Source organism: Roseibium algicola (assembly GCF_001999245.1).
GTDB lineage: Bacteria > Pseudomonadota > Alphaproteobacteria > Rhizobiales > Stappiaceae > Roseibium > Roseibium algicola.
This window is the reverse complement of sequence record NZ_CP019630.1, coordinates 4,631,823-4,643,241: the sequence shown is the minus strand read 5'-3', so window position 1 is coordinate 4,643,241 and position 11,419 is coordinate 4,631,823. Positions and strand designations below refer to the sequence as shown.

The window sequence follows — 11,419 nt, the reverse complement described above, 5'->3', positions numbered from 1 at the left end:
CCTCATCCCTGACTGACCAAACCGACGAAGATGTCCTCGAGCGACGACTGATCCGTCTGCAGATCGTGAAAACGCACGCCAGACTGGGAGAGATCGGTCAGAAGCGATGTGATGCCAGTCCGGTCAGCCTGGGTATCGTAGGTATAGACCAGGCTGCGGCCGTCATCCTCGAGCTTCAGATCGTAGCGGGCAAGACTGCCGGGGATCTCGACGAGCGGCTCCGTCAAGCTGAGCGACAGCAACTTGCGCCCGAGCTTGCGCATGAGCTCTGCCTTCTCTTCCACGAGGATGATCTCACCATTGTTGATCACCCCGACACGATCGGCCATTTCCTCGGCCTCCTCGATATAGTGTGTGGTCAGGATGATGGTGACGCCCTTCTGCTTGAGCTCCCCAACGATGCGCCACATGTCGTGCCTGAGTTCCACATCCACACCGGCTGTCGGCTCGTCCAGGAACAGGATCTTCGGCTCGTGCGCCAGCGCCTTGGCGACCAGCAGGCGGCGCTTCATGCCCCCGGACAGGGCCATGATGGGGTTGTTGCGCTTTTCCCAGAGCGTCAGGTCCTTGAGAATGCTCTCGATCCGTGCCGGATCGGGTTTCATGCCGAACAGGCCGCGGCTGAAGGCGACCGTATCACCGACCATTTCGAAGGGAGCCGTGGGCATCTCCTGAGGCACCAGACCGATCATCTGCCGGGCAGCGCGGTACTCGCTCAAGGCATCATGGCCGCACACGTGAATACTGCCGGAGGTCGGCCGCACCAGGCCGCAAATCGTGCTGATCAATGTTGTCTTGCCGGCGCCATTCGGCCCGAGCAACGCAAACACCTCTCCTTGCTGGATATCCAGAGACACGGATTTGAGAGCCTGGAAGCCACCTTCATAGGTTTTTTCCAGGTCGCGTACGGAAAGTATCGGGGCCATCGTTTCAACCGGTTCGGAATTGGGGATTTGACCAGACGGCCAAACAGGCGTGCACACTTGCATGTGGGCGGACCGTCCGCAAGATGCAACCCTTTGGCCGTAAGCCACCGTCCGGTCGGGCCTTATCCGGCTGACGACATCACTGTTTCGTCTTTCGAAACACTGCGTCTGCAGAGCCAAGACTAGGTTTTGCCCTGCGAGCCGCTATCTTTCCCTCAAAGTCAATCCGCATCAGGAACCAAGTCATGTCCATCCGCCCCGTAACCCACATCGGCAGCACACAATCAACCATGGAAGGCGCCGGCGTCCGGCTGGAGCGAGCGTTCGGATTTCAGGATCCGGAAATGCTGGATCCTTTCCTGCTGCTGGACGATTTCCGCAACGAACGTCCCGAGGACTATCTGAAGGGCTTTCCCTGGCATCCCCATCGCGGCATTGAAACCATTACCTACGTGCTGGCCGGCACCGTTGAACACGGCGACAGTCTGGGCAACAGCGGCAACCTGGGTGCGGGCGACGTCCAGTGGATGACAGCCGGGCGCGGGATCATGCATCAGGAGATGCCAAAGGGCGACGCCAATGGCCGCATGCACGGTTTCCAGCTCTGGGCGAACCTGCCGTCCTCGCTGAAGATGACCGCACCGCGCTACCAGGATGTCGCGTCGAAAGAGATCCCGGTTGTAACCGATGACGACGGCACTTCCGCACGAATCATCTGTGGCGAGTTCTGGGGCAAGCGCGGCCCGGTCGACGGTATCGCCGCCGATCCGCAGTATCTCGACATCCATGTGCCGGCTGGTCACAAGAAACGCTTCAAGGTCGACACATACAAGCAGACCTTTGCCTACATTTTCGAAGGCTCCGGCACGTTCGAAGGAGCGTCCGACCCGTTCGGGGTTCTGACGGAAAAGGAATTCGGCGGCGAGGAACTGAAGATCCGTGACGAGACCGGCAACCGTTCTCTGGTGATCTTCGGCTCCGGCGACGAGATCGTCGTTCACGCAGGCGAGGAAGGCATCCGGTTCCTTTTGGTCTCCGGTGCACCGATCAAGGAACCCGTGGCCTGGCACGGCCCCATTGTGATGAACACCCGCCAGGAGCTGATTCAGGCGGTAACCGAACTGCAGAACGGCACATTTATCCGGTAGGGCTGAAAAGAACCTGCTGCCTTGTAACTTTCACAAAGTCTGGCTAGGGCTGTCCGGGATACAATCAATCTGGACAGCCCATGCCATTGAAACTCCGCCCGGCCACAGAGGCCGACGCCCCTGCCCTCACCGATATCCTCCATCGCGCCAAGGCCTCCTGGGGCTATCCGGAGGAAAAAATGGCAGAGTTTCGCGACTACTGGCGAATATCCGAGGCAACCATCCAGTCCCTGACGCTCACCGTTGCAGAGCGGGACGGTCAGCCCATAGCCTTTTCCGGTCTCTCTCCCCAAAGAGAAGATACGCTGCTTGTCGATTTCCTGTTTGTTGCCCCTGAAGCCCAGCGTCAGGGCATTGGCGACCTTCTGCTGAAGCGCGCGGAGGATCATGCCCACCGACAGGGATTGAGCCGGCTTTATCTGGAAAGCGACGCCAACGCGGGCCCCTTTTACGAAAAGCGCGGGTTTCGGACGATGGCGACTCGACCAAGCGAGATGTCGCCCGGCAAGGAAATCCCCCTGATGGAAAAACCGCTGGCACCTGCGGTTTACCGGGTGGAAGCGCTGAACATCGAGGTTTCGGACAAACCCTGGGCTTTTGAAACGAAGCATGCAGACGCCATCGATGCGTATTTCGAGGAAGCCAGGAAGCGCATTCCCATGCTTTGGAATGGCCGAACCATGAAGTTGACCGGGTTCGAGTTCAAGGACGGCACCTTTAACGGCACCTGCGCGGAATGTTCCTTTGCCGCTTTCCTGGCGTGGCGCGACTGGGGTGCGCCCGATGCAAGCTCGTTCAATCTCTTCGGCTCCGCCATCCTGAGGTCCGCCGAGGGCGCATTGCTTTATGGTGTCATGTCCCGAAAGACCGCCACAGCGGGCATGATCTACCCTCCGGGTGGCAATCTCGACCCGACCGACCTGACCGAAGATGGCAAGGTCGACGTTGTCGGGGCGATCTACCGGGAACTTGAAGAGGAAACAGGCCTCAAACGAGACGACGTCCAGCCTGCCGGGCTGCTGGTGACATTCGACGGCTGGCGAATTTCCATCGGCCAGCTGATGGATGTCCCCCGCCTCGCGGAAGAGTTGCGCACGGAGATCCTGCGTTTTTCAGAGGCGTCGGAAGAACAGGAGCTTGCCGATATGCGCATCATTCGCACGCGCGCAGACCTTGAGGACAGTGCCATCGTGCCTTACGCCCGCTCGCTCGGCAAATATCTGCTGCCATGAAGGGCACTCGGCGAGACGGCCGGGAACGGCAATATTTTGTTCACCAAGAATGCGCACTAAGCACTGGCAGGACTTGCCTGAAAATGCAAAAGTCCGCTCACCTTTGAAGCCGGCACCGTGGTTTGCACGGGCCGTCCGATGCGGACAGGTTGGTTGTTTTACAACGTTTGAGCCCCTCGCCTGACTTCGTTTGAAGGCCGGCAGGCGGCGACAGGGAGAAGAGAAGTATGAGCCGCCGCTACGCGATCCTGGATGTCTTCACAAACACGAGCCTTGCCGGGAACCCCCTGGCGGTGGTTCTGGACTCCGAGGGGCTGAGCGACGAGCAGATGCAGAAGATCGCCGGTGAGTTCAATCTTTCCGAAACGGTCTTCGTCTTCCCGCCGGAAAAGCCCGGGCATTCCGCCACCATGCGGATCTTCACTCCCAAGATGGAATTGCCGTTCGCCGGGCACCCGACCGTCGGTACGGCCATCCTTCTGGCAACGGAACGCTTTGGCGATATTTCGGGCGAGCAGGATGCCGTTGTTGTTCTGAAGCAGCAGATCGGCACCGTGCGCTGCGCGGTTATCCTGCGCGAGCACGCAGCCGCCTTTGCCGAGTTCGACGTTCCCAGCCTGCCGGAGCCCGCCGGACCGACCAACAACGTCGAACTGATCGCCGCCGCGCTCAACCTGGAGCCGAGTGACATCGGGTTCGAGAACCATGGCCCCTCCCGCTTCCGCGTAGGCCCTCCCTTCACCTTCGTGCCGGTGCGCGATCTGGATGCCTTGGCGCGCGCCAAACCGGTGCCGGCCATGTGGAACGCGGGCTTCGGCAAGAACGGCAATACGGACGCTTATGTCTATTGCCGCGAAACCCGCTCCCATGACAGCGCTTTCCACGCCCGCCTGTTTGCGCCCGACATGGGTATTCCAGAAGATCCCGCGACAGGTTCTGCCGCAGCGGCATTCGCAGGTGTGGTCGACTACTACGACGACCTTCCCAACGGCACCCACCATATCCGCATCGAACAGGGTTTCGAGATGGGACGGCCATCCCTGATCGACCTTGAAATCGACATCGAGGGCGGCAAGATGCATGCGGTCAGGATCGGCGGTCAGGCGACGCTTGTCGCTCGGGGCGAACTGTTCCTCTAATCAAATCAGACGCTGCCCGGACGGTCAGAAGGCCGCCTGGGCAGGTTCGTTCGCCTTGTCGGCGCGCGGCGGCAGACCGAAATGCCGGGCGTACTCTCGGCTGAACTGGGTCGCGCTTTCGTAACCCACCTGGAACGCCGCGCGCGAGACGGACAGTTTTTCCGCCTGCAGCAGCCGGCGTGCCTCCATCAGCCGCAACTGCTTTTGAAACTGCAGCGGACTGGTGCCGGTAATATCCTTGAAGTGCGCATGGAAGGCAGACACGCTCATACCTGCCTCACCGGCAAGATCGTCCACCCGCAAGGACGCCGCAATGTTCCGGCGTATGCCGGCAATGACCTTGGCGATGCGGGCCGCGTGACTGTCCTGCTCTGAAATCTGACGCAGGATCGCGCCATGTTCGGCGGTCAGCAGCCAGTAGTGGATCTCTCGCAAGATCAACGGCAGCAACACCTTGCCTGCCTCCGGCATCTCCGCAAGCTCGAACAGGCGCCGCATGGCATCGACGATTGCCGCATCTGCCCTGCCGCTTGCAACGGCGCGTGCAGCCAGAGATGTTTTACCCGGCCGGTCCAGCTCCAGAGCAAGTTCGCGGATCAGTGCCATGTCCAGTGGAATGGCGAGCGCAACATAGGGCTCGGCCTGGCTCGCACGCACGACCCGTGCCTGCGCGGGCAGATCCAGCCCGACAATCAGTGACTGCATGGCACCGAACCGGACGGTATTCGATCCGAGATATGTCTGCTTCTCCCCTTGGAGAACCAGGCAGAAAATCGGTTGGTAGACGATCGGATAGATCAGGGTTGGCCGGCGTTGACGCACCAGCGTCATGCCACCAGCACCAACAGGAAAAGGATCGCCCCCCGCGCCATGATCATCAGCAAATGCAACAACTTTCCGGATAAGCTCGTCTGCCTGCATGGTTCCCTCCGTCAAGAACCCAGCGATACGCCCGCCGGTTGGTGATGGCAAGCATGCAGGTTGCCTGATTTGTAGGATCAGGCAAGTCTTCTGGAGAAACCGGCACACAACACGTCTCGCTACGGACTATCTCATGGTCATCGACATCACGCCCCACAACACTGGAGCCAATAACATGACCACCTCCCCCAAGATCGCCCTCATCACCGGCGGCAGCCGCGGCCTTGGCCGCAACACTGTTCTTCATCTTGCCAAGAACGGTATCGACACGGTCTTGACATACAGGACCAGCAAGGAAGAGGCCGAACAGGTCGTTGCCGAAGTGGAAGCGCTGGGTGCCAGGGCTGTTGCCCTGCAGCTCGATACTGCCGACACATCCGGCTTCCCCGCATTCACGGACGCATTGAAAACCGTGTTACAGCAGACCTGGCAGCGCGACAGTTTCGATTTCCTGGTCAACAACGCCGGCACGGGCATTCACAAGCCATTCGCCGAGACGACTGAGACCGATTTCGACCAGTTGATGAATGTTCACGTGAAGGGAGTCTTTTTCCTGACCCAGCAGTTGCTACCGCTGATCGCGGATGGCGGCCGCATTCTGAACGTATCGTCCGGCCTTGCCCGGTTCTCCCTGCCCGGCTATTCCGCCTACGCGACCATGAAAGGCGCGATTGAAGTTCTGACCCGCTATCTGGCCAAGGAACTGGGATCTCGACACATCGCCGTCAACACGCTGGCGCCTGGCGCCATTGAAACGGATTTCGGTGGCGGTGCCGTGCGTGACAATCCGGAACTCAACAAGGTGGTCGCCTCCATGACAGCCATGGGCCGTGCCGGCCTTCCGGATGACATCGGCGGAGCCATCACCGCGCTTTTGAGCGGCAATACCGGCTGGATGACCGGCCAGCGCATTGAAGTCTCGGGCGGTCAGAACCTCTGACACCCTAAGTCAGCAGTGTGCCGCGGCGGCCGGATCCCGGCCGCCGCGTGCATGGCCTATTCGGCAGCTTCCATCAGGCGTGCAGGTGCCGTAATGGACCAGCTCGGCACTGCTTCCAGCCGCTGATACCAGGCAATGATGTTGGCATGGCCTTCCAACGGCATACGCGATTGCGGGTTCAGCGCCAACGCCGACAAGGCACCGACCGCAAAATCGGTTACGGTCACCCTGTCCCCAAACATGTAGGCCCGCCCCTCCAGGTGGATATCGAAAAACGCGGACGTACCCGCCATTGCCGTCTGCGCGGCGCCCATGGGCGGCTGTTTGCCAACGGAAGCGTTTCGGCGCAATCCCGTTGAAACGCTGCCCGGATCGTCGCTTCTTGAGCGCCATTTCCGCGCATCCGAATGAGACCCAAACGCTTAAACGCGCATTGCCATTGAATAGTAATAAATCACAATACTCTACCTGCTTGCAGCGAGCCATCACTGTGTCATTTACTCGTGCTCGAATTAAATAAATTCATCACATCGCAACCTTTTAAAATATTGATTTAAAACACATAAATGACAAAAATATTTACTTTACTTGATGAAGTTAACCAGATGTTTGCCCATTTAATTTGCATTTGATTAAAGGCTCTTGGCGTATCCAAGTTCCGCAGAGGAACTAATGAAAACAAGTTTACTGTCAAAAATTACAGTAACGCACAAGTAAACAGGGAAACGCCATGAAAACCTTACTGAGCCTCCTGGCTGGGGCGCTGATGATCAGCTCTGCCGTTCAGGCTGCCAACCTTCCGGCACCAACAGGTGATGTCGTCCTCGTTGTGACCGGAAACATCAAGAACACCAACAAAGGTGACAGCGCTGAATTCGACATGGAGATGCTGGAAGGCCTTACAGAAATCTCCAAGACGCTCGAGACACCCTGGACTGAGGGCACCACTGCCTTTTCCGGCCCTCAGCTGCGCGCAGTGCTGGAGGAAGTTGGCGCACGCGGTTCCAAACTGATCGTCAAGGCTCTCAACGACTACAGTGCAGAAGTACCGGTAGAAGATGCCGAGGACTTCGACACGATGCTGGCGACCAAAATGAACGGCGACTACATGTCCGTTCGCGACAAGGGCCCCCTGTTCCTGATCTACCCTTTCGACACGAACCCGGAACTCTTCAACGAGAAATACTTCTCCCGTTCGGTCTGGCAAATCCGTGAAGTTGAAGTAGTCGAGTGAAAAATCAGCTCGAAATAGGCGGCAAGGCCGTTGAACAGGCTGCAAGGGCGACGAAATCCGTTCTCGTCGTCCAGATCTTTCTTGTCTGTACGGTCCTTGCCATCTTTTCAATGCTGGTCAAACGTGAAGGCCAGTTGCATGACGCTATCCGTGAAGACGCAATCTGGGCTGTCTATCAGCTCGACCGCGAAACACGTGCCGTCTACGAGCTGGTACAACACGTCAAATATCGTATCGGCGAGGCCGGTATCGAAGCGGCGCAGGAAGCCGTAGCACCGCGAGATCTCGTAACGCGTTATGACATCCTCTATTCGCGTCTCTCGGTCCTCGCCAACTCCAAATACAACGTCTTCTTCGAGCAAAGTCCGAACTTCAGATCCAGGATCACGACCATTCAGACCAAGATCCTGGCCATCGAACCTGTCTTCAATGAAATCGCAGCGAAAAAGAACTACTCCGACATCGACTTTGCGCCTGTCGAAGAAACGCTCGAAAAAATTCGTAGCGCCACGAACGAATTTCTTGTCCGCACGAACGCGACGATTTCAGAAGCACGCGCCGAAGCCCGCAACGACGTCTTCCATGTGCAGATGCTGGCCTTCCTCTTCATGTTCGCGATCGTCGTCGCCGCGCTCTTTCTCGCCCTGCATATGCTTCTGCAGGTCCGCATCGTGAAACAGACGCGAGAAGACATGAACAAGGCCGCAGAGGAATTCGAGAAAGCCTATGAAGCAGCAGAAGCTGGCAACAAGGCCAAGTCGGAGTTTCTGGCCACGATCGGACATGAAATCCGCACCCCGCTGAACGGCATTCTCGGCATGGCCGAACTTCTGGCACAAAAACAGCTTCCGGAAGAAGAAACCGGCTACGTCCGCACCATCACAAGTTCCGGCAATACACTGCTGGAGATGATCAACGAGATCCTCGACTTTGCGAAGATCGAATACGGATCCCTTGAGACCGAACAGATTGTCTTCCGGCTCGACGAACTGGTGCGAGAGGCGGCAGCTGTCGTGGAAGGCAAGGCGCTCGAGCAAAATGACGAGCTCAAACTTCATATCGACCCGACGCTTGAAAAAGCTTTCATCAAGAGCGATCCCACCCGGCTGAAGCGCGTCCTGCTCAACCTGCTATCCAATGCCGTGAAATTCACCGAAAACGGCTCAATCCACGTCGATGTGGTTGCCGGAAAAGTTATCGCCGAGACCCTGGAACTGAAGATCAGCGTCAAGGATTCCGGTATCGGCATTGCCGAAGAGGCACAAAAGCAGCTCTTTACCGCATTCCACCAGGTCGATTCCTCGATCAGCCGACGCTTTGGCGGCACAGGCCTCGGCCTTGCCATCTGCAAACAGATCGTCGAGGCGATGGGTGGATCGATAGGTGTGTTCAGTGTTCCTGGCGAAGGCGCGACCTTCAGCTTCACCTTGCCGGTTCAACTGGCACACGCCCCTGCGGCGAATCTCACCGGTTTGGAGAGCGGTTCGCCCCCAACTGCATTGATCCCCCGTCTGCGTGTTCTGCTCGTGGAGGACAACGTCATAAACCAGCGTGTCGCAACCAAGTTGCTGGAGAGACTGGGTCAGGAAGTCATCGTTGCCAGCGACGGCAGGGAGGCAATCAAACGTGTGCAGGACGCCACTTTCGATCTCGTGCTGATGGACGTGCAGATGCCTGATCTCGACGGGATCGCGGCAACACGGCTGATACGGAACATCGGCGCTCCATTCGACAAGCTGCCCATCATCGCAATGACGGCAAATGCTTCCGACCGGCACCGCCAGGACTGCCTGGACGCGGGCATGAATGCCTTCGAGTCCAAGCCCGTCACCTTCCAGAGGCTTGCGACCATCCTGCGTGAATATGGTCCTTCGGACACTTCAGCAGAAGGCACCACCGACCTGCCGACATCCCCAGGTTCTCCGGAACCGACGGAACCAATGCATCCGGCTCAATCCGACGCCGCGACGCCAAATGCCAATGTGGTTCGCCTTGCCGGAGAAGAGAAAGGGGATGCCCGACGAGCTGAGCTGCGCGAGGAACTTGGCGAGGAGATTTTCCATTCTCTGGTGAATGCCTTCTTTGAAAATGCCGACACTCTCGTTGTGCAAGTCACCGAGGCAGCAAGCTCGGGTGATGGGGAAAGCTACGACCGGCTGCTGCACACACTGAAAGGTGCGGCGGACAATCTCGGATTTACGACCCTCTCAAAAACTGCGGACGCACTTCGCACCAGCATCGAAACCTCCAACCAGGTGACACTCCTGACGGTGGAGCTGGAAAAAGCAAAAAACAGATACCGGAAGATTGCGATATGACCGACACACCGCTTGCCGACACCGATTTCCGCATCCTGCTGGTCGAAGACGATCCCACCAACCGCATGATCATGGAACGGCTTGTGGAGCGCATCCCCGGATGCCACGCAGTCAGCTTTTCCCATCCCATCGACCTGATCGCGGCACTCGACATGGTCGAATTCGATGTGGCGATCATCGACTATCAATTGCCGGGCCTCAACGGCATCGAGCTCATCAAGGAAATTCATCAGCACCCCGCCCATACTGACAAGCCGATGGTGATCGTGACGGCAGACAAGGACCGGGACACGCGCATCGAGGCCCTGACCTCCGGTGCTGTCGATTTTCTGAACAAGCCGCTCGAGGTGGTGGAATTCAAGGCCCGTGTCCGGAACCTGACCAAGCTGGCCGAGGCACAGCGCAAACTCGCCACCCGGGCGGAATGGCTGAAAGAGGAAGTCGACAGGGCAACGACCGAACTCCGGAAGCGCGGCGAGGAAATCGTTCACCGGCTGATCCTTGCTTCCGAATACAAGGACCTCGACACGGCCATGCATACCCTTCGCATGGCGAACTTCTGCGAGTTGATTGCCGAAGAACTCGGCATGAGCATGGAGTTCCGGCGAGACCTCAAGATGGCCGCACCGATGCACGACATCGGCAAGGTTGGCATTCCGGACCGTATCATGCTGAAACGCGGCCCCCTCACCCCGGAAGAACGCGAAGAAATCAACCGGCACACGGAAATCGGCGCCGGCATCCTCAAGGGCTCCAGTTGCCGACTGCTGCAGGTCGCGACCCAGATTGCCGCGACACACCACGAACGCTGGGACGGCAGCGGTTACCCCAATGGCCTGCGTGGAGAAGAAATTCCACTTGTCGGCCGGATAGCGGCCGTTGCCGACGTCTTCGACGCGTTGACGACGGAACGCCCCTACAAGTCCGCGTGGACCAACGAACGGGCCTTCAGCTTTCTGGAAGAAAAATCAGGCAGCGACTTCGACCCGGAGTGCATTGCCGCCTTCCTGAGCAAGAAGAAGGAAGTGGAGGAGATCCAGGCCAGGTTTGCCGACGAGCCCATTCCCCTGGCCAAAAACGGCTGAGGCGGTCAGTCCGCAAGGCGTCTACCACAGACACCGGCAATCGCCCTGGATTGGGTGCGATCAACGCGGCGGGAGAGGAACCGCTTTGGGCACAATGCCTTTGCCTCCTGCCTTTGCAGCGGCTCAGATCTTGTTTGCGCAAGCTATCGCCGATCCCTGAAACGCCAGGCCAAGGGGGCTCCAAATGTGCAAGCTTCGGAAAAGCTGGTTGCATCATGGTTCATCCTGACTTATGAACAGTCCCCATTAACCGTCAGGTCACGCTTTTGCGCCACGCTTGGCGGACCAGTTGAAAAGACGACCAAAGGCCAAGACAGACCCATGATCGCGGTTCGCGACATTTCTGGATCTTCTCGCAACGCGCTGGCTCAGCGCGGCGGCCTCATTCTACTTGGCGATCTCCTCCTTCTTAGATGCCCCTGAGCGTCGGCTGCTTCGCTTGTCTTTAGGCGGAACGGGCACTTAGGGGAGAGTTT

10 protein-coding genes are annotated in these 11,419 nt (G+C 58.3%); 7 read left to right on the top strand and 3 right to left on the bottom strand.

Annotated features, from left to right (window positions below; genetic code table 11):
- Nucleotides 1-2: 2 nt before the first annotated feature.
- Nucleotides 3-926, bottom strand: a complete 924-nt coding sequence (locus B0E33_RS21440; RefSeq protein ID WP_077292379.1) for an ABC transporter ATP-binding protein — start codon at nucleotides 924-926, stop codon at nucleotides 3-5.
- 245 nt (nucleotides 927-1,171) lie between these two features.
- On the opposite strand from B0E33_RS21440, the gene B0E33_RS21435 reads away from it, so the two are divergent.
- The 3 genes from B0E33_RS21435 to B0E33_RS21425 all read left to right on the top strand — a co-directional run bounded on the left by B0E33_RS21435 (nucleotide 1,172) and on the right by B0E33_RS21425 (nucleotide 4,445).
- Complete coding sequence (locus B0E33_RS21435; protein WP_023000550.1) at nucleotides 1,172-2,074, top strand: pirin family protein; 903 nt, start codon at nucleotides 1,172-1,174, stop codon at nucleotides 2,072-2,074.
- 80 nt (nucleotides 2,075-2,154) lie between these two features.
- Complete coding sequence (locus tag B0E33_RS21430; RefSeq protein ID WP_077292378.1) at nucleotides 2,155-3,306, top strand: GNAT family N-acetyltransferase; 1,152 nt, start codon at nucleotides 2,155-2,157, stop codon at nucleotides 3,304-3,306.
- 227 nt (nucleotides 3,307-3,533) lie between these two features.
- A complete protein-coding gene (locus tag B0E33_RS21425) occupies nucleotides 3,534-4,445 on the top strand; it encodes a PhzF family phenazine biosynthesis protein (RefSeq protein WP_077292377.1) in 912 nt (303 codons plus the stop codon).
- A 24-nt stretch (nucleotides 4,446-4,469) separates the two neighbouring features.
- Here the strand turns inward: B0E33_RS21425 and B0E33_RS21420 are convergent, their stop codons facing one another.
- A complete protein-coding gene (locus B0E33_RS21420) occupies nucleotides 4,470-5,366 on the bottom strand; it encodes an AraC family transcriptional regulator (protein ID WP_077292376.1) in 897 nt (298 codons plus the stop codon).
- A gap of 175 nt (nucleotides 5,367-5,541) precedes the next feature.
- On the opposite strand from B0E33_RS21420, the gene B0E33_RS21415 reads away from it, so the two are divergent.
- The gene (locus B0E33_RS21415) at nucleotides 5,542-6,306 is read left to right on the top strand and encodes an SDR family NAD(P)-dependent oxidoreductase (protein ID WP_077293517.1); all 765 of its coding nucleotides are present in this window, start codon (nucleotides 5,542-5,544) and stop codon (nucleotides 6,304-6,306) included.
- 56 nt (nucleotides 6,307-6,362) lie between these two features.
- Here the strand turns inward: B0E33_RS21415 and B0E33_RS21410 are convergent, their stop codons facing one another.
- The gene (locus tag B0E33_RS21410; RefSeq protein ID WP_156912460.1) at nucleotides 6,363-6,599 is read right to left on the bottom strand and encodes a glutathione binding-like protein; all 237 of its coding nucleotides are present in this window, start codon (nucleotides 6,597-6,599) and stop codon (nucleotides 6,363-6,365) included.
- A gap of 437 nt (nucleotides 6,600-7,036) precedes the next feature.
- On the opposite strand from B0E33_RS21410, the gene B0E33_RS21405 reads away from it, so the two are divergent.
- From B0E33_RS21405 to B0E33_RS21395, 3 genes are read left to right on the top strand one after another with little or no spacing between them, the layout of a single operon-like run.
- Nucleotides 7,037-7,540, top strand: a complete 504-nt coding sequence (locus B0E33_RS21405) for a putative pterin-binding protein (protein ID WP_077292374.1) — start codon at nucleotides 7,037-7,039, stop codon at nucleotides 7,538-7,540.
- The gene (locus B0E33_RS21400; RefSeq protein ID WP_077292373.1) at nucleotides 7,537-9,858 is read left to right on the top strand and encodes an ATP-binding protein; all 2,322 of its coding nucleotides are present in this window, start codon (nucleotides 7,537-7,539) and stop codon (nucleotides 9,856-9,858) included. The genes B0E33_RS21405 and B0E33_RS21400 overlap by 4 nt, the downstream gene beginning before the upstream one ends.
- The gene (locus B0E33_RS21395) at nucleotides 9,855-10,943 is read left to right on the top strand and encodes an HD-GYP domain-containing protein (protein WP_077292372.1); all 1,089 of its coding nucleotides are present in this window, start codon (nucleotides 9,855-9,857) and stop codon (nucleotides 10,941-10,943) included. Before B0E33_RS21400 ends, B0E33_RS21395 begins: the two co-directional genes overlap by 4 nt.
- The last annotated feature ends 476 nt before the right edge of the window (nucleotides 10,944-11,419 follow it).